At 73.0% G+C, this 18,358-nt stretch carries 18 protein-coding genes; 8 read left to right on the top strand and 10 right to left on the bottom strand.

Annotated features, from left to right (window positions below):
* Positions 1-102: 102 nt before the first annotated feature.
* From IE250_RS07990 to IE250_RS07965, 6 genes are all read left to right on the top strand, one after another.
* Positions 103-540 (top strand): hypothetical protein, encoded by a 438-nt coding sequence (locus IE250_RS07990; RefSeq protein WP_189668734.1) that lies wholly within the window; start codon positions 103-105, stop codon positions 538-540.
* 1 nt (position 541) lies between these two features.
* On the top strand, positions 542-1,051 hold the full coding sequence (locus tag IE250_RS07985) for a hypothetical protein (RefSeq protein WP_189668733.1): 510 nt from the start codon (positions 542-544) through the stop codon (positions 1,049-1,051).
* 92 nt (positions 1,052-1,143) lie between these two features.
* A complete protein-coding gene (locus tag IE250_RS07980; RefSeq protein WP_189668732.1) occupies positions 1,144-1,851 on the top strand; it encodes a hypothetical protein in 708 nt (235 codons plus the stop codon).
* Positions 1,844-2,146, top strand: a complete 303-nt coding sequence (locus IE250_RS07975; RefSeq protein ID WP_189668731.1) for a transcriptional regulator — start codon at positions 1,844-1,846, stop codon at positions 2,144-2,146. Before IE250_RS07980 ends, IE250_RS07975 begins: the two co-directional genes overlap by 8 nt.
* Positions 2,143-2,991, top strand: coding sequence for an ABC transporter ATP-binding protein (locus IE250_RS07970; protein ID WP_189668730.1), 849 nt, complete (start codon positions 2,143-2,145; stop codon positions 2,989-2,991). Before IE250_RS07975 ends, IE250_RS07970 begins: the two co-directional genes overlap by 4 nt.
* Positions 2,988-3,824, top strand: a complete 837-nt coding sequence (locus IE250_RS07965; protein WP_189668729.1) for an ABC transporter permease — start codon at positions 2,988-2,990, stop codon at positions 3,822-3,824. Before IE250_RS07970 ends, IE250_RS07965 begins: the two co-directional genes overlap by 4 nt.
* An 84-nt stretch (positions 3,825-3,908) precedes the next feature.
* On the opposite strand, the gene IE250_RS07960 is transcribed toward IE250_RS07965, so the two are convergent.
* From IE250_RS07960 to hemE, 10 genes are all read right to left on the bottom strand, one after another.
* Positions 3,909-6,233: a heavy metal translocating P-type ATPase gene (locus tag IE250_RS07960; protein ID WP_268247793.1), complete on the bottom strand. Its 2,325-nt coding sequence runs from the start codon at positions 6,231-6,233 to the stop codon at positions 3,909-3,911.
* Between the two features lie 29 nt (positions 6,234-6,262).
* Positions 6,263-6,571, bottom strand: coding sequence for a heavy-metal-associated domain-containing protein (locus IE250_RS07955; RefSeq protein ID WP_189668728.1), 309 nt, complete (start codon positions 6,569-6,571; stop codon positions 6,263-6,265).
* 83 nt (positions 6,572-6,654) lie between these two features.
* Positions 6,655-7,029 carry a metal-sensitive transcriptional regulator gene (locus IE250_RS24825; RefSeq protein ID WP_189668727.1) on the bottom strand — a complete coding sequence of 125 codons (375 nt, stop codon included), beginning with the start codon at positions 7,027-7,029 and terminating at the stop codon, positions 6,655-6,657.
* A 150-nt stretch (positions 7,030-7,179) separates the two neighbouring features.
* On the bottom strand, positions 7,180-7,479 hold the full coding sequence (locus IE250_RS07945) for a hypothetical protein (RefSeq protein ID WP_189668726.1): 300 nt from the start codon (positions 7,477-7,479) through the stop codon (positions 7,180-7,182).
* A 144-nt stretch (positions 7,480-7,623) separates the two neighbouring features.
* Positions 7,624-9,036, bottom strand: coding sequence for a glutamate-1-semialdehyde 2,1-aminomutase (gene hemL / locus IE250_RS07940; protein WP_373301625.1), 1,413 nt, complete (start codon positions 9,034-9,036; stop codon positions 7,624-7,626).
* 11 nt (positions 9,037-9,047) lie between these two features.
* On the bottom strand, positions 9,048-9,995 hold the full coding sequence (gene hemB / locus IE250_RS07935) for a porphobilinogen synthase (RefSeq protein WP_229872314.1): 948 nt from the start codon (positions 9,993-9,995) through the stop codon (positions 9,048-9,050).
* Positions 9,996-10,129: 134 nt separating this feature from the next.
* The gene (locus IE250_RS07930) at positions 10,130-10,915 is read right to left on the bottom strand and encodes a uroporphyrinogen-III synthase (protein WP_189668724.1); all 786 of its coding nucleotides are present in this window, start codon (positions 10,913-10,915) and stop codon (positions 10,130-10,132) included.
* Entirely contained in the window at positions 10,912-11,997 is a 1,086-nt protein-coding gene (gene hemC / locus IE250_RS07925; RefSeq protein ID WP_373301624.1) for a hydroxymethylbilane synthase, read from the bottom strand. The genes IE250_RS07930 and hemC overlap by 4 nt, the downstream gene beginning before the upstream one ends.
* 70 nt (positions 11,998-12,067) lie before the next feature.
* Positions 12,068-13,768, bottom strand: a complete 1,701-nt coding sequence (locus IE250_RS07920; RefSeq protein WP_229872254.1) for a protoporphyrinogen/coproporphyrinogen oxidase — start codon at positions 13,766-13,768, stop codon at positions 12,068-12,070.
* Positions 13,769-13,916: 148 nt separating this feature from the next.
* Positions 13,917-15,002 carry a uroporphyrinogen decarboxylase gene (gene hemE, locus IE250_RS07915; protein WP_229872253.1) on the bottom strand — a complete coding sequence of 362 codons (1,086 nt, stop codon included), beginning with the start codon at positions 15,000-15,002 and terminating at the stop codon, positions 13,917-13,919.
* A 49-nt stretch (positions 15,003-15,051) separates the two neighbouring features.
* Here hemE and IE250_RS07910 point away from each other — a divergent pair, with 49 nt between their 5' ends.
* Positions 15,052-16,530: a glutamyl-tRNA reductase gene (locus IE250_RS07910; RefSeq protein WP_189668723.1), complete on the top strand. Its 1,479-nt coding sequence runs from the start codon at positions 15,052-15,054 to the stop codon at positions 16,528-16,530.
* A 172-nt stretch (positions 16,531-16,702) separates the two neighbouring features.
* Positions 16,703-18,256 carry a hypothetical protein gene (locus IE250_RS07905; protein WP_189668722.1) on the top strand — a complete coding sequence of 518 codons (1,554 nt, stop codon included), beginning with the start codon at positions 16,703-16,705 and terminating at the stop codon, positions 18,254-18,256.
* Positions 18,257-18,358: the final 102 nt, after the last annotated feature.

Raw genomic sequence — 18,358 nt, 5'->3', positions numbered from 1 at the left:
CCTATCGCGCGGGGGCCGGCGGTCTCCAGGCTTAATCCGGGGGTTGCGAGCACAACGGGACAGCCCGCGTGGTGTGCCGCCGCGGTCACCGACCTATTGCTCATGAGCAACAAAACGCTCCCACAGATGCCATCCAGCGATGGCACGGTGATGATGTTCGACGGCGGATCCATCGTTCTGACATCTGTTTATCCCTGCATGACGCCTACCTCTAGGAGACACCTGTATGTCCGCAAGCATGGCCCCGTCTTCAATACCCTGCTTGAGCGGAACCTGTTGGAAATCTCCAACGGCCAGGTTAGGCTCATAGGGGTGGTCAGCGCAGGCCGCCATCCCAGGAACGCGATAAACGCGGTGATTGGAGAGCTGCCGCACAACGTTGAGGTGGTGCCGATACACAAGGGACACCGCTGGGGCGCGCTGAAATGTGCCACGTGCGATGCGACCGAGGCGATCTGGTCGACACCCCGGAACGCTGACAACCACGCGCGAAGCCTGCTCAGGTTCGTGGCGAAGCACCTGCACGACGAGGAGGGCTGACATGCCGGTGTACGAGTTCACGATGGTCCTCGACCGTGACCTGTCGGACGACGACTACGACAGGCTGTTCGAGGCGGGCCTCGACGACTGCTCCCCGGGTTCCGAGAACGGTCATGGGTATATCGCCGTGACCAGGGAAGCGCCCCGACTGCTGGATGCGATCGTGTCGGCCGTTCACGACACGGTCCGTGCCGGCTTGCGCCCGGTGGCGATCGAGGAGGAGGACCTGCTTACGCTCGGCCAGATCGCCGAACGCTCGGGACGAACTCACGAGTCAGTCAGGCTCCTTGCGGCTGGGCGTCGTGGGCCAGGTGGATTCCCGGCCGCCGTCGGCGCCGGCAATGCATCTCTCTACTCGTGGGCTGCGGTGTCGGACTGGTTCGCCGAGAAGCTCGGCGTGGTCGTCCAGCCGCACGATGCGAACGCACGCCTGCTGGCCGCCGCCTCGCACATCCTGCGCGCTCGAGCGTTGGCGCCCACGGAGGACCTCGCTCTCCTTGCTTCTGCCTGAGGGCAGTGGCGCGCGGAAACCTCTTGCGCTCCAGCCATGCCGCAGTGGAGACTGGTTTGCAGTGCAAACCAGTTTGAGAGGTGAGGTGCACCATGACAAGCGAACCGACGTCGGGCAGCGGAGCGGATCCGGCGCAACCCGGCGACCCCGCGGGCCTCGATCCCGCCGAGACCCTGCGCATGATCCAGCAGCAGCAGGAGGCGGCCCGGGACGCCACCGAACCCGACGGCCGCCTGCTGTTCGGCGCGTGGGGCCTCGCCTGGCTGATCGGGTACCTGGCCATGTGGATCACGGCCCGCGACACGGGATCCCCGGAGGTCTGGGCCGGCTGGGTGCTCGCCGGCTGCATCGTCGGCGCCGTGGCGTTCACCGTGGTGCACAGCGTGACCAAGACCGCGGGCCTGCGTGGCGCGAGCGCCCGGGTCGGCGCGATGTACGGGTGGACCTGGTTCCTCGCGTTCACGGCCTACGCCGTCATGCTGGGCGCCATGGGCGACGCGGGCGCGTCGACCGAGGTCCAGGCGATCGCCGCGAACGGCTTCGCGTGCCTGATCGTCGGCCTCATGTACATCGCGGGCGGTCTGCTCTTCGAGGAGGTCCGCATGTTCGCCATCGGGGCGTGGATGCTGGTCACGGCGGTGCTCGCCGCGTTGGTGGGGATGCCGAACACGTACCTGGTGATGGCCGTCGCCGGCGGTGGCGGCTTCCTGGCCATGGTCGCGGTGGAGCAGGTTATCCGCACCCGGCGTCGATCACCCGGGCCCGCGCAGAGGACGGAGGGCGGTGGGCGGGGTGCCTGACGGTCTCGACCCCGTGATCCACGCCCCCGCCCGCCTGCGCGTCGTGGCCTCGCTCGCGGCCCTGGGCCGCGGCGACGAGGTGGCCTTCCCCAAGCTGCGGAAGCTGCTCGACATGACCGCCGGAAACCTGTCGACCCACCTGCGCAAGCTGGAGGACGCCGGGTACGTACGGGTCACCAAGACACACGAGGGCAGGATGCCTGCGACCTACCTGGCTCTCACCGACACCGGCCGCGCCGCGTTCGCGGACTACCAGGCGGCACTGATGGACCTTCTGAAGGGAGCACAGGGATGAGTGCGGTAGAGGTCAGGGGGGTGACCCGGCGCTTCGGCGACGTCGTCGCCCTCGACGATGTCTCGCTGGAGGTGGGGCACGGCGAGCTGGTGGGCCTGCTCGGCCCCAACGGGGCCGGCAAGTCCACGCTGCTCTCGCTGGTCAGCGGCCAGCGACGGCCCGACGCCGGCGTGGTGCGCCTGCACGGCCGTGACCCCCGGGATGCCCGGGCGCGCACGGTGCTCGGTCTGACCCCGCAGGAGACGGGCCTACCCGCAACCCTGCGGGTGCGTGAGGTGGTCGACTTCGTGGGCGGCCACTATCCCGACCCCGTGCCGACGGCCGAGCTGCTGGAGCAGTTCGGGCTCACCGACCTGGGCAAGCGCCAGACCGGTTCGCTGTCCGGCGGGCAGAAGCGACGGCTCGCCGTCGCGATGTCGCTGGTGGGCCGGCCGGGCGTGGTGCTGCTCGACGAGCCCACCACCGGGCTCGACGTGTCCGGCCGCACCGCGCTCTGGGACGCCATCCGCGAGTATCACGCCGGCGGGGGCACGGTCCTGCTCACCTCGCACTACCTGGAGGAGGTGCAGGCGCTCGCCGAGCGCGTGGTCGTGATCGACCACGGGGCCGTGCTCGCGGACGACTCCCTCGGCACCATCCTCAGCCGGGTGGGCGCGCGCCGGGTGCAGCTGACCGACGCCGCGGGGGTGCGGCAGGAGCACCTCGTCGCCGACTCGGACGCCTTCGTGCGCGACCTGGTCACCTCCGGCACCGAGTTCCGCGACCTGGAGATCCGCGGGGCATCCCTGGAGGAGGCGTTCGGGCAGCTCGTCGGGCACGAGGCTACGGAAGGAACACTGCGATGAGCGCAACGACCAGCTCGAACCCCCGCGAAGACCCGCAGCGAAGCGAGGACGCTTCGTGGGGTGGGGCGACGTCGGGCACCCAGCCGTTCTGGGCGCTGGCATGGCTGCACCTCAAGTACCAGTTCCTGGAGACGGTCCGGATCCCCATAGCGGTGCTCGGGAACGTGCTGTTCCCGTCGCTGTCCATGTTCTTCTTCGTCGTGCCGCAGACGGCGGTCGCGGGCAACCCCCTGTTCGCGACGACCGCCGTCGCCGCCCTCGGGCTGTTCGCCGTGTGCTCGGCCAGCCTCTTCACCTACGGGCTGGGCGTGGCCGAGGACCGGCAGCTGCCGTTCTACCCGTTCCTGCGGTCGCTGCCCGCCGGGCCCGGCCCGCAGATGGTGGCGCGCGTGCTGAACGGCGGGATCTTCTCGCTGTTCGGCCTGGTGCCGCTGATCATCATCGGCTGGCTGTTCACGGCGGCCACCGTGACCCCGGGGCAGCTGCTCGCCGGGATCGGGACCATCCTGGCGGTGTCCGTGCCGTTCGTGCTGCTCGGCATGGCTGTCGGGTACTCACTGTCGGCCAAGGCGGCGCTGCCCGTGGTGCAGATCATCCTGTTCCCGTTGGCCTTCGCAGGCGGGCTGTTCCTGCCGCCCCAGCTGTTCCCGGACTGGCTCGACGCGATCTCGCAGGCCACGCCCACCCGCGCCGGCCGCGACCTGCTGGTCCAGGCCGTAACGGGCGTCGAGGCCTACCCCCTGGCGCTCCCGGTCCTGGCCGGTTGGACCCTGTTGTTCGTCGTGCTGGCGGTGCTGTCCTACCGGAACGACGAGGGCCGCCGCTTCCGCTGACCCGCTCCTTGGTTGTGGGCGTGATCGTTGCGACTACGCGCCCGTTTTAGGCGCAACGATCGCGCCCACAACAAAGAGCGGTGGTCACTGGGCGCGGCGCAGGCGGAGGGAGTTCGTGACCACCAGGACCGAGCTCGCCGCCATCGCGCCGCCCGCGATCATCGGGCTGAGCAGGCCGGCCGCCGCCAGCGGGATCGCCGCGACGTTGTACGCGAACGCCCAGAACAGGTTCTGCTTGATGATCCGCAGAGTCTTCCGGGACAGGCGTACGGCGCTCGCGGCGGCACGCAGGTCGCCGCGGACCAGGGTGATGTCGCTCGCCTCGATGGCGACGTCGGTTCCGGTGCCCATCGCGAGGCCGAGGTCGGCAGTGGCGAGCGCGGCGGCGTCGTTCACGCCGTCGCCCACCATCGCCACCGTGCGGCCCTCGGCCTGGAGCCGGGCCACAACCGCGGCCTTGTCGGCGGGCAGCACGCGGGCGATCACGTCCGCGTCGGGGATGCCCACGGCGCGGGCGGCCACGCGGGCGGCACCCGCGGAGTCACCCGTCAGCAGGTAGGGCCGCAGGCCCAGCTCCCGGAGCTCCGCCACGGCCCGCGCCGACGTCGGCTTGGCCGGGTCGCGCAGCGCGATCACCCCGCCCGCCGTGCCGTTCCACGCCACGGCCACAGCGGTTGCCCCGGCCTGCTCCTGCTGCCCGACGGCGGAGCGCACCTCGTCCGGGACCGTCACCCCCTGCTGGGCGAGCCAGTCAGGGCGGCCCACCAGCACGCGGCGGGTGTTCAGCGCGCCGCCCGGGGCCAGGCCGGCGTGCGCGCTCCGGACCAGGCCCTCGACGCCACCGCCGGCGTGCGCGGTGAAGCCCGTGACCTCGAGGGGCGGTTCCGTGTCCTGGTCGGGCGCGGCCTGTCCTGCCGCGGCGATCGCCTGCGCGATCGGATGCTCGCTGAGCGACTCGACGGCGGCCGCGTACCGCAGCACCTCGGGGGCGCCCCACACGTCGACCACCCGCATGCGACCCTCGGTGACCGTGCCGGTCTTGTCGAGCACCACGGTGTCCACGCGGCGCGTGCTCTCCAGGATCTCCGGCCCGCGGATCAGCACGCCGAGCTGGGCACCGCGGCCGGTGCCGACCAGGATCGCCGTGGGCGTGGCCAGGCCGAGCGCGCAGGGGCACGCGATGATCAGGACGGCGACGGCGGCGGTGAACGCCGCCTCGGCGTCGCCGGTCAGGGCCAGCCAGCCCGCCAGCGTGAGCACGGCCAGCGCCAGCACCACGGGCACGAACACCGCGGAGATGCGGTCCGCGAGCCGCGCCACGGGGGCCTTGCCCGTCTGCGCCTGGGCCACGAGCCGCCCGATCCGGGCCAGCATCGTGTCCTCGCCCACGCGGGTGGCGCGCACCAGCAGGTGGCCGGACGTGCTCACCGTGCCGCCCACGACGTCGTCGCCCGATGTGACGTCCACGGGCACCGGCTCGCCGGTGACCAGGGAGGTGTCGAGGGCGGAGCTGCCCTCCACCACGGTCCCGTCCGTGGCGACCGTCCCACCGGGACGCACCGCGAACACGTCGCCGACCCGCAGGGCGGCGACGGGAACGGCGGCCGTCCGCCAGCCGCCGTCCGGCAGCCGCAGGGGCGCGCCGTCCGGGCCCAGGGCTACGCGCTCGGCGTCCTTGGCGCCCAGGCTGAGGAGCGCGCGCAGGGCGTCGCCCGCGCGGCGCCGGGACCGGTGCTCGGCGTACCGGCCGGCCAGGAGGAACGTGGTGACCACGGCGCCGACCTCGAAGTACAGGCCGGGGCCCATGTCGGCCTCCGCGGGCCGGAGCGTGTCGGCGACCAGGACCCAGAGCGACCACAGGGTCGCCGCGATCACGCCGATCGACACCAGCGTGTCCATCGTGGAGCTCGCGTGGCGGGCCGCCCGCGCGGCGGCGGTGTGGAACGGCCAGGCGCCCCACGCCACGACGGGCAGCGCGAGCGCTGCGACCACCCATTCGCTGCCGGGGAACGACAGTGCCGGGACCATCGACAGCACGAGCACCGGGACGGTCAGCGCTGCCGAGATCCGCAGCCGGCGGAGCAGGTCCTCGCCGCGGTACTCAGCGCCGGGCTCATGCGCCCCGCCGCCCTCGCCGTCGGCCCGGGGCTCCCCGGCCCCGTTCGTCGCCCGACGCCGCGTCACGCGCGCCCCGTACCCGGCGGACTCGACGGCGCCGACCAGGTCCTGGTCGGTGACCTCCGCCGAGAGCACCACGTGCGCCGACTCCAGGGGCAGGTTCACGGTCGCCGTGACGCCGTCGAGCCGGTTGAGCTTGCGTTCGACCCGGGCCACGCACGATGCGCAGGTCATCCCCGACACGGTGAGCTCGACCTCGCCGACCGGGTGCTTCAGCTCAACGGCGGTCACGGTTCTGGGCAGGGTTGTTCTGGGCAGCGTCAGGACGAGATGACCGGCAGCATGCGGTGCGCCTGGCGCCCGGGGGCCTGCGCGGCGGACTCGGCGGCGACGGCGTTCTCGAGGACGTCGACGTCGGTCACTTCGTAGCCGGCCTCGTCCACGGCGTCGCGCAGGGGTGCCTCGGCGAGCGGCAGCTTGGAGATCACGCGCACCAGCGAGGCGTCGCCGACGCGCAGCTCGACACTCACGTCCTGGACGTCCGGGACGCTCCGGAGCTCGTTGGTCACGGCGGACACGCAGTGCCCACAGGTCATGCCCGTCACGGCCAGCTTGGTCACGGTGGTCATGTCGTCTCCTCGGTTTGCGGGCTGGTTAGCGTTCACACGCGGATCGATGGTCGCATGCGGACTGATGTTGACATGCCGTCTGGTCACATGCGGACGAGGCGGGCGATCGCCTCGGACGCCTCACGGACCTTAGCGGCACCCGCGTCGTCGGACGCCTTCGCCGCGTCCACCACGCAGTGCCCCAGGTGGTCCTCCACGAGCGCCAAGCTCACGGCCTGCAGCGCCTTGGTCACGGCGCTGACCTGGGTGAGCACGTCGATGCAGTACACGTCCTCGTCGATCATCCGCGCGATGCCGCGCACCTGGCCCTCGATGCGGCGCATGCGCTTGAGGTACCCGGTCTTGTCGGACGCGTAGCCGTGCGGCCCGTCGTGCTCTCCAGCCGCGTCGTCGTGCTCATGCTGACCGCCTGGGACGGCGACCACTGCCGCCTCGGTGGTCTCCGTCGTCTCAGTCATGCGTCCATGAGATACCCCACGGGGGTAGTGAGTCAAGTGTGCAGGTGGCGGCTGCCGTCCACGTACGGCGCGCCGTACGTGGACGGCTGGCCGCCGCACCCCGCGGATCGGATACACCGGAAAGTGGTCCGACCGGGCCGCCTGGCCCGGTCAGCGCGTCAGGTTGCCGATGACGATGGCGACAACGGCCAGCGCCGCGAACAGCAGGAGGCTGAACCGCCACCACAGGTTCAGCGTCAGGCGGTTGGGCGCGTCGAGCTGCATGGCCTCGTCGTCCGAGAGCGGCCGTGTCGCCCACCCTGCCTCGGTGGCGGTCGCGAGGCTGTACTTCAGGCCCCACGAGAACCGCAGCAACCAGAACAGGTGGAAGTACGAGTACCGCAGCACCAGGGCTCGCCCCGCGTCCAGCGGCGCCGTCTTGCTCTTGCTACCCCAGCCGAAGAAGACCATGTTCTTTCCCTCATCTCGAACCGCGCGCACCGTGCGCGCGGCGCGCAGAGCGTGGCAGAAGGGCAGGCAGCGGTCAATGGGCTGCGGCTCGGTGGTCGAGCCCGTCGAGACCGGGGTCTCGACAAGCTCGACCAGCGGGAGGCGCTACCTCGGGGTGGCGGCAGCCGCCGCCTTTGCCGCGCCCGGGAGTGCGTCGAGGATCCGGCTCACCGCGGCGTCGTCGTGCGCCGCGGACACGAACCAGGCCTCGAAGACCGACGGCGGCAGGTTGACCCCGGCCTCGAGCATCGCGTGGAACAGCGCCGTGTACCGGAAGGTCTCCTGCGCTTGGGCCTGCGCGTAGTCGCGCACCCCGGACGCCGCGGCGAGCGGCCCGAAGAACACCGAGAACAGCGATCCGGCGCGCTGCACGCGGTGCTCCACACCCTCGGCGGTCAAAGCCTCGCCGACGGCGTCCGACAGCGCGGCGGCCACCTCGTCCACCCGGGCGTACACGGCGGCGTCGGCCAGCCGCAGGGTCGCGAGACCCGAGGCGACCGCAACGGGGTTACCGGACAGCGTGCCCGCCTGGTACACGGGCCCCAGGGGCGCCAGATAGTTCATGATCTCCGCCGCACCGCCGAGCGCCGCCACGGGCATCCCGCCGCCGATGACCTTGCCGAACGTGAACAGGTCGGGGGTGTAGCCCTCGCCCCCGGCGGCCCGGATGGCGTCGTTCTCCAGCCCCCACCAGCCCGCCGGGCCCACGCGGAAGCCGGTGAGCACCTCGTCCATGACGAACAGTGCGCCGTGCGCCGACGTGATCCGCCGGAGGCCCTCGTTGAACCCCTCGGCGGGCGGCACCACGCCCATGTTCGCGGGCGACGCCTCGGTGATGACCGCGGCGATCTCGGAACCGCGCTGCGAGAACGCGGCCTCGACGGCAGCGAGGTCGTTGTAGGGCAGCACCAGGGTCTCGGCCGCCGCTGCCTCGGTCACGCCCGCCGAACCAGGCAGCGCGAGCGTCGCGACTCCCGACCCGGCCTCGGCCAGCAGCCCGTCCACGTGCCCGTGGTAGCAGCCGGCGAACTTGATGATCAGCGGCCGGCCCGTAAACCCTCGGGCGAGGCGGATCGCCGTCATCGTGGCCTCCGTGCCCGTGGACACGAGGCGGACGCGCTCGGCAGCCGGTACGCGGCGGCGGACCTCCTCCGCGAGGTCGACCTCCCCGACCGTCGGGGCGCCGAACGACAGGCCGAGCGCGGCGGCCTCCTGCACCGCCGCGACGACCTCGGGGTGCGCGTGCCCCAGCAGCGCCGGACCCCACGAGCAGACCAGGTCCACGTACTCGCGCCCCGCCACGTCCGTGACGTACGGGCCGCGGGCCGAGGCGAGGAACCGCGGGTCGCCGCCCACGCTGCGGTACGCGCGGACCGGCGAGTTCACGCCGCCCGGGATCGCGCCCTGCGCACGCAGGAACGCCGCGTGGTTCGGCTCCGGGACGCGGCGCAGGCCGTGGGCCTCGGCAGCCGGTTCCTGCCCCAGGGTGGTCCCGGGCTCGTTCATCGGTTCGATCACTTGATCCGCCCTCACTTGATCCACTCGGCGAGCTCGAGCGCCCAGTACGTGAGGATCACGTCCGCGCCCGCCCGCTTGATGCTCGTCACCGACTCCAGGACGGCCCGGTCGCGGTCGATCCAGCCGTTCGCGCCGGCCGCCTCGATCATCGCGTACTCGCCCGACACCTGGTACGCCGCAACGGGCACGTCGCTCCGGTCGGCGACGGCGCGCAGGACGTCCAGGTAGGACCCGGCCGGCTTCACGATCACCATGTCGGCCCCCTCGGCGAGGTCCAGGTCGGCTTCGCGCAGACCCTCGCGGGCGTTCGCGAAGTCCATCTGGTAGGTCTTGCGGTCGCCCTTGAGCTCCGAGTCCACGGCCTCCCGGAACGGGCCGTAGAACGCGCTCGCGTACTTGGCGCTGTAGGCCAGGATGCTCGTGTCGATGAAGCCCGCGTCGTCCAGCGCGTCGCGGATCATCGCCACCTGGCCGTCCATCATGCCCGACGGCGAGATCACGTCCGCGCCTGCCCTCGCCTGCGCCACCGCCATGGAGGCGTACCGGGCGAGGGTCGCGTCGTTGTCCACCGCGCCGTCGCCGGTCAGGACCCCGCAGTGGCCGTGGTCGGTGAACTCGTCGAGGCAGGTGTCGGCCATGAGGACCGGGGTGGGGGCGCCCGGAGCGAGCCCCTCGTCCAGCACCTTGCGCGAGGCCCGCAGCGCCCGCTGCAGGATCCCGTCCACGGCGTCGCCCTGGGAGCCGCTCGCGTCCTTGATCGCGGGGATGCCGAACAGCATGACGCCGCCCAGCCCCGCGTCCCGCGCGGCCCGCACGGCGTCCAGCAGGGAGTCCTCGGTGTGCTGCACCTGCCCTGGCATGCTCGCCAGCGGCGCGGGCTCGCTCAGACCCTCCTTGACGAAGAGCGGCAGCACCAGGTCGGCGGGGTGCAGTCGGGTCTCGGCGACGAGGCGGCGCATGCCCGGAGTGGCACGCAGACGACGCGGCCGGTACACGATCCCGGTGGTGCTCACGGTTGTCCCTCTTTCTGTTTGGCTCACGGAGTCGTCAGGCACCCGGGTCATCACGGTGACCCGAACGCCCGACGGGTGCATCAGGTTCGGATGAGTGCGTGCGCCACGGCGTCGGCCAGGGCCTCGTCCGTGGGGCTTTCGGCGATCGCGAGCACCGTGTGCCCGACGTCGCCCGCTGCGCCGGCCGACGGCTCCCCGATCGCCACCACCCGCTGCGGGCCCAGCTGGGCCGCGACCTGGCGGGCCGCAGAGCCCGAGCTGACCACGACGAGGTCGTACCGCCGCCGGAGCTCCTGCGGGAGCTCGCGGGCGACCGTCCGATAGGCGGTGACGGTGTCGACCGTCCAGCCCTTGGCCTCGAGGCCGGTACGCAGCGTGTCGGACGCGAGGTCCCCGAGCGGGAGCAGGACTCGCGGGGCGCCGGCGGAGGCGCGGGGGAAGGCGTCGGCGAGCCCGGCGGCGCTAGCGGTCTCCGGAACGAGGTCCGCGGCGACGTCGTACCGGGCGAGCGCGCGCTGCGTCGCGGGCCCGACGGCGGCCCACCAGGTGGTGCGTCCGACGTCGCTGGGCGGGGTGTCGGTGCGCGAGGCGCCGATGCGGGCGCCGAGCAGGGCGTACACCGCGTTGACGCTCGTGATCACCACCCAGGCGTACACGCCGTCGGCAAGGCGCTCGCGGGCGGCGTCCAGCTCTGCCGGGTCCTCGACCGGCGCCCGCTCGATCACGGGGGCCGCCACCGGGTCGAGCCCTCGCTCGCGCAGCAGCGCGAGCAGCCCGGAGGCTCGCTCCGGGGCGCGCGCGACCAGGACGGCGGGCTGCCCGGCCGGACCGGGCGGTTCGGCCGTGGGAGGGACCGGCTCGGTCACGCCTTCTCCGGGACGGTCGTGCTCAGCGGTGCGAGCCGCTCTGCGCCGTCGGCCAGCAGGTTCTCGGCGACGGAGGTGCCCAGCCTGCGAGCGGCGTCGTCGAGGGCCTCGGGCGCGACGTCCTGGGAGAGCAGCGCCTCCCCGCTGCGCGACATCTGCTCCGAACCGTCGACTGCGGCCACGAGGGCCCGCAGCTCGAGGACGGTGCCCGACACCCTGGCGTGAGCACCGACCGGGGCCGCGCAGCCGGCCTCCAGCCGCGCCAGCACCGAACGCTCGGCGAGGACAGCGAGGCGGGTCGGACGGTGGTCGAGCAGGTGGATCGCCTCGGCGAGATCGGGTACGCGGGGCGCCGCTCCGCCGCGCTTGCCTGTGCCCGTCAAAGGGTCGGACACGATGTCGGCGGTACGGACCTCCACGGCCAGCGCGCCCTGCCCCGGCGCGGGGGCCACCACGTCGACGTCGAGCACCTCGCTGATCACCTCGGTGCGGCCCAGGCGCGCCAGACCCGCGTACGCGAGGACTACGGCGTCGAGGTCGGCGTCGGGGCCGATCGCCCGGTCGAGGCGGGTGCCGACGTTGCCGCGGATGTCGACGACGTCGAGGTCCGGCCGGGCGGCGCGGATCTGGGCGGCCCGGCGCGGCGAGCCAGTGCCCACGCGCCCGCCCCTCGGGAGCGTCGTGAGCGTGAGCCCGTCGCGCGCGCACAGGGCGTCGCGCGGGTCCTCGCGCTCGGGCGTCACGAAGGTGAGGTCCGGCGCGGGGGTGGTCGGGAGATCCTTGAGGGAGTGGACGGCGACGTCGCAGCGGCCGTCCAGCAGCGCTTCGCGCAGGGCCGTCACGAAGACGCCGGTACCGCCGAGGCTCGCGAGGCTCCCGGTGCTCACGTCACCCTCGGTCCTGATGTGCACCAGCTCGACCGGACGGCCGGTCAGCTCCTCGAGGCGCCTGGCCACCAGACCGCTCTGGGTCGTGGCCAGGGCGCTCGCACGCGTGCCGAGGCGGATCGGCACTGCGTCGCCCTGGGCGCTTCCGGGAGTGCTTCCAGGGGTGCTGACGGACAGGGGGGGCGGGGTCACCATCCCAGTCTCCACCCGAACCCCCGCCGGGAGGAAACCCGAAGGCCCATCTCACAGGGTTGCTGGCGGGCTGTCAGAACGTTGTGTCAGAACGCGCTGTTCGCTCGCCCAGCCGCTCGGCCGTGGCCTGTGCGTGCCCGACGATCGCCGCGAGGCCGGTGCCAGCGATCCAGCCGCCTGTGACGTCGAGGCCCGGCTCGGTCAGGACTGCCAGCTCGAACCGCTTGATCGCGGCCCGATAGGCCGGCGTCGGCGGGGGGAGCGCGCCGTCCCAGCGCTGGTGCAGGCTGTCCCGCACGCGCCCCGTCAGGTCGACGCCGAGCAGCGCCGAAGCGTCGCGCGCGGCCTCCTCGGCGGTGGGGTCCGGCGTCGGCTCGCCGATGCGGCCGTAGCTGAGTCGCACGATGTGCCAGCCCGGCCCGACGGCGTCGTGCACCCGCCGGGCAAGCCACGGCCACTTCGCCGTCGCGTGGGTCAGCGCCTTGGCGCGGACATCGCCCGGCGTCATGCCCGGGGCCACGAGCATCCCCGAACCGCGCGGGGCCGCGTCCAGCTCGGGCGCCTCCAGGAGCAGCGTGACCAGGCGGATGTCCGCGCCGCGCTCGGGGGCGCGCGGCGGGGTGAGTTCGCTCGGCTCTGCGGCGGCGGGCATGCCGGGCTGCGCTGGTGCGAGCTCGGTCCCTTGGTGGGAGTCCGCTTCGAGATCGGTCGGTTGCCTCGAGATCGGTCCATCGATTGACCGATCTCGAGGCAACCGACCGACCTCGGGACCGGCAGCGGGCAACGGACCGATCTCGGCGCGGGTTGCCAGCACCAGCCGCGGCGCGCGCAGCACCTGGCCGCCCTCGGTGCGCACCAGCCAGTCGGTGGTGCCGTGGCCGGTGGTGCCCTGGCCGGCGCTGCCCTGCATGGCACCGGCCTGCATCACACTGCCTTGGCCGGAAGTGTCCTGGCCAGAGCTGCCCTGCCCGGAAGTGCCCTGCCCCCCGGGCACAGCACCGCCTCCCGCGGTCGTGCCAGCCCCGCCGGGCACTCGCTCCACGCCCACGACCCGCGCCCCCAACCGGACGTCCAGGCGCTCCACCAGGGCGTTCACCAGGGCATGGATGCCACCGTCGATCCCGCGCACCGCGGACCCAGGGGGAGCTGCCGCCCGCAGCGACGCCACCGCCCGCGAGAGGGATCCGGTCCGCGCGTACGCGTCCAGCAGCCCGGGCGCGACGGCGGCGACGTCCAGCCGGTCGAGCGGCGCCGAGTGCACCCCGGCCGCCACCGGCGTGACCAATCGGTCCGCCACCCGGGACCCGAGCCGCGACCGCGCGAACGTCCCGAGGTCGGTGGTGTCGACGAACCGCGACGGCACCACCCGGTCCAGCGAGCCGCGCAGCGCCCCCGGCCAGCCGACCGCGCGCCGCACGTCCGCGGCCCACGGCCGCGAGGGGATCCCGAGGACCCCGGCGGCGGGCAGCGGAAAGGCGCGGCCGGCCGCATAACCCCAGGCAGAGAGCCCGGCGGGGCTCTCGACGGTCAGCCCGAGCTCCTCGGCCAGCCGTTCGACGACGCCGCCTCGCACCGCGAACGACTCCGCGCCGAGGTCCACGGGCACCCCCGGCAGCGACACGAACGACCCGCCACGGATCGGCCCGCCCGCCCTGTCGGCAGCCTCCAGCACGACCACGCGCAGCCCTCGCGCCGAAAGCGTGTGCGCGGCGACGAGCCCGGCGATCCCGGCACCGACGACGACGGCGTCGGCGGCCTCGGTCATCTCGGTCATCTCGGCCAGATCGCGCGTCGGAGACCGAGGCCCGCGAGAGCCGCTCTCGTTGACCATGCACTTGCTGCCGGCCGAGGCCCGGTTATGGCAGCAAGTGCATGGTCAAAGACCGCTGGCCCGGCCGCCGCCGGCCCGGCCGCCCAGCAGCTCACAACGAGTGCACCAGCTCGACCACGCGGGTCAGCACCGTCGGGTCCGTCTCCGGCGGCACGCCATGGCCGAGGTTGACCACGTGTCCGGGCGCCTTGAGCCCGCGGGAGACGACGTCCCGTACGTGCGCCTCCAGCACGTCCCAGGGGGCGGCGAGCAGCGCCGGGTCGATGTTCCCCTGCAGGGGAACGCCGGGGAGCAGGTCGGCCGCCTCGTCGAGCGGCGTCCGGTAGTCGATGCCCACCGCGTGGTCCGCGATCCCCGCGGAGACCAGGACCGAACGCATGGCGGGCAGCAGGTGCCCGGTGCCGGTGCCGAAGTGGATGCCGGGCACCCCGGTGTCCGCGATGTGCGCCAGCGCCCGGGTGGACGACGCGGCGACCCGCGAGGTGTAGTCCGCGAGCGAGAGCGACCCTGCCCACGAGTCGAACAGCTGCACCGCGCTGGCCCCCGCCTCGACCTGCGCCCGGAGGAACGCGCCGGTGAGGTCGGCGGTCCACGCCACGAGCGCGTCCCACGTGGCGGGGTCGGCGTGCATCAGGGTGCGCGCGGCCAGGTGGTCGCGCGACGGCCGGCCCTCCACGAGGTACGCGGCCAGTGTGAACGGCGCACCGCCGAAGCCGACGAGCGGCGTCGAGCCCAGCTCGGCCACGGTCAGCGCGACTGCCTCCCGGATCGGCTCCAGGGCCGCGTCGTCCAGGCCGCGGGACACGAGCCGCGCGACGTCGTCGGCCGTGCGGTACGGCTGGTCCATCACCGGGCCCACCCCGGACTTGATGTCCACGCCGACCCCGGCGAGCTTGAGCGGCACCACGATGTCGGAGAAGAAGACCGCGGCGTCGACCCCGTGCCGGCGGACGGGCTGGAGCGTGATCTCCGACGCGAGCTCGGGCCGGAGGCAGGACTCGAGCATGCCGGTACCGGCCCGTACCTTGCGGTACTCCGGCAGGGAGCGGCCGGCCTGGCGCATGAACCAGATGGGCGTGCGGCTAGGACGTTCACCCCGGAGAGCCTGCACCAGGGGCGCGGCAGAGGTCCGCCCGTCGGCGAGCGGATGAGCGGGGGCGATCGTGGTGGACTTCACGCTTCCCGATTCTGCCCTGCCGGGCCGGGGTGCATAAAGTTGGGGCACTGTGGTTCTCCTCTCCCTCACCGCCAGCCACCGCGAGCTCGATCTCGACGCGCTGGAACGCCTGTCCACGGGTTCGTCGTCAGTGGGTCGCGTCGTCGTGGGTACGTGCGGCCCCGTCGCGGGCGCCGTGGTGATCTCGACGTGCAACCGCTTCGAGCTCTACCTGGACGTGGACGCGCCCCTGAGCGGCGACAGCGTCCGGCACGCGACGCGGCACGTGGCCGAGCTCGTGGCCAACGCGTCCGGCGTGACCGGCGACGTCGCCGCCCGCAGCTTCACGGTCCGCACCGGCCCGGAGGTCACCGAGCACCTGTTCGCCGTGGCGTCCGGCCTGGACGCGATGGTCGTGGGCGAGCGGGAGATCGCCGGCCAGGTGAAGCGCTCGCTCGCGGAGGCGCGCGAACAGGAGACCACGTCCAAGACGCTCGAGCTGCTCTTCCAGACGGCGTCGCGCACCTCCAAGCGCGTCGGCACCGACACGGAGCTCGGCGCCGCCGGCCGATCCGTCGTCGCGCTCGCGCTGGACCTCGCCGAGGGCGAGCTGCCGCCGTGGGACGGCGCGAGCGCCGTACTCATCGGCACGGGCTCGTACGCGGGCGCGTCCGTCGCGGCTCTCCGAGCCCGCGGCTGCCAGGACATCCGCGTCTACTCGCAGTCCGGCCGCGCCGAAGCCTTCGCCGAGTCGCACGGCGTGCAGCCCGTTGCCTCGCTCGTCGACGCGCTGGCCGACGCCGACCTCGTGGTCAGCTGCAGCGGCGCCCGCGGCCGCCTCCTCGCCGCGCAGGCCGAGGCTCCCGCCGAGCCCCAGGACGAGCGCGAGACCGGGGGCCACGGCTACGCGACGACGCTCCCGGGCCTGGTGAGCGAGAGCGCCCCCGAGGCCAGCCTGGGCCACGTGCTGGACGCCGCCGCACTGGTGCGGGCACGGGAGCGCGCCGCGGACCGGGCGGGCGACGAGCCGGAGCCCCGACCGCTCGTGATCCTCGACCTCGCCCTGCACCGCGACGTCGACCCGCGGGTCGCCGACGTCGAGGGCGTGCTGCTCTTCGACCTCGGCACGCTGAAGGCGCACGCGCCGGCCGTGGCGCACGACGTCGTCGCGCAGGCGCAGCAGATCGTGGACGCCGCCGCCCGCCGCTTCGAGGAGACGCGCCTGGGCCGGGAGGCCGACGCCGCGGTGATCGCCCTGCTGGACGAGGCGGAGGTCCGGGTGGTGGCGGAGATCGACGACGCCGTGAGCCGGCTCACCGACGAGCTGGCCCTGCGCGGCGTGCACGCCCCGGACGAGGCCGACCTCGACGTCATCGCCCGCAACGTGCGCAAGCGGGTGCACGCCGAGCTGCACGACAAGATCGTCGCCGTCCGGGAGAAGGCCACCGCGCGGGCGCGGGCCGCGGAGGCCGCGCTGGTCCAGGGCGCCGAGGCCCTGACGATGGAGGCGTCCGCCCAGCGAGACGCCGATCCCTCGGCACGCCGATAATTCCCCAGCACAAAGCCGCCGGAACAAGCCGGACGGACCGATTTCACGTGTCCAATTTGCCCATCGTTACCAAATCGTAACATGGGTGATTTTATTCACCCGGGGGTGAAGACTAAGTTCGGTGGCTCAAGGACCGAACGCGCATTTGCGCAACGAGATGCTGGAGCACCTTTTGAAGCACGCAGCACCCAAGAAGAAGACCGCATCGGCGGGCGCGCGCACCATCGCGACCGTCGCCATCGCGACCGCGGCCACGAGCATGGCCGCACCGGCCATGGCTGCTGAGGCCTCGCCGCTGGACTCCCTGGGCGACCTCGGCACCACCGCCGAGGGCCTCAAGTCGGGCCTCCCCGCCCTCTCGTCGACGTCGATCGACCTCAGCGAGCTCACCAAGTCGCTCCCCGCGACCGACGTGGTGAAGAGCGAGCTGCCCGCCTCCATCGCCCCCACCACGGCCCTCGCGCCGAACTACGAGCCGGCGCAGTACGTGTCCGGTGCCGTCCAGGGCGCCGCGGGCGCGGCCTTCGGTGTGGCCAACGGTGCTGTCCACGGCTCCGTCAACAGCACTGTCAACGGCGTCGTCAACGGCTCCGTCGCAGGCGGCCTGACCGGCACCGCGCACTCGGCGCTCAACAACGTGCTCGGCGGCAACGTCGTCGGCACCGCGACCGGTGTTGTCGGCACCGCTACCGGCGTTGCCGGCGGCGCTGTCGGCACCGCGACCGGCGTCGTGGGTGGCGTGACCGATGGCTCAACGGTTGCCGGCGTGACCGGCACCGCTCACTCGGCGCTGGCCAACGTGCTCGGCGGCAACGTCGTGGGCACCGCGACCGGCGTCGTGGGCACCGCTACGGGCACCGCGACCGGCGCCGTGGGCACGGCTACCGGCGTTGCCGGTGGCGTCGTGGGCACCGCCAACGGCGTTGTCAGCGGCGTGACCTCGGGCGACGTCGTGAACGGTGCCACCGGCGCCGCGATCGGCACCGTCGAGTCCGCGCCGACCACCGTGGCCGGCGTGATCCGCAACGTGCCGAACGTCGTGGGCGCCGCGACCGCTCCGGTCGCAGGCCTGGCCGCGAACCTGCCGGGCGTGCTCGGTGGCGTGGCCGGCGTTGTGAACAGCGTCGTGTCGAACGTTCCTGGCGTGGTCCAGAGCGTTCCGGGTGTCGTGGCCCAGTTCACCACCCCGGCCGCCGGTGCGTTCGAGACCGTCGTGGGCGATGTCGCCGTGGACGGCGTCGTCAAGCCCGTCGCCACGGACATCGTCCCGGGTGCCGTCGGCTCGGTGCAGGGGAGCGTCGTTCCGGGCGTCACCTCGACCGTGGGCGGCGTGACCGGTTCGGTCGTCCCGGGTGCCGTCGGCACCGTGACCGGCGACGTCGTGCCGGGCGCCGTCGGCGTCGCCAAGCCGGTCGTGGAGGGCGTCGTGCTCGACGGCGTCGTCGGCGGTGTCGTCAAGGACGGCGTGGTCGGCAACGTGGTGAACCCGGTGAAGGACACCGTCGTGGACGGCGTCGCGAAGCCGCTCGTCGAGGACGTCGTCGTGGACGGCGTCGCCAAGCCCGTCGTGAAGGACGTCGTCGTGGACGGCGTCGCCAAGCCCGTCGTGAAGACGGTCGACGGCGTTGCCGGCGGTGCCGTGACGGACACCGTCGGCACCGTGACCGGCACGGTGGACGGCCTCACCGGCGGTGCCGTGGGCGGACTGCTGGGAGGCCTCTCCTGATCTGAGAACCCCGGGAGGACCCCAGCCTCTTCGGTCTTGACGTAGCAGGGTGGAGCGCCATTGGCGCTCCACCCTGTTTGCGTTTTCCGGCGCTTTGAGAAG

The sequence above is a fragment of the Promicromonospora soli genome (genome assembly GCF_014653785.1).
GTDB lineage: Bacteria > Actinomycetota > Actinomycetes > Actinomycetales > Cellulomonadaceae > Promicromonospora > Promicromonospora soli.
The sequence above is the reverse complement of the archived record's forward strand: the minus strand, read 5'-3'. Positions and strand labels throughout refer to the sequence as shown.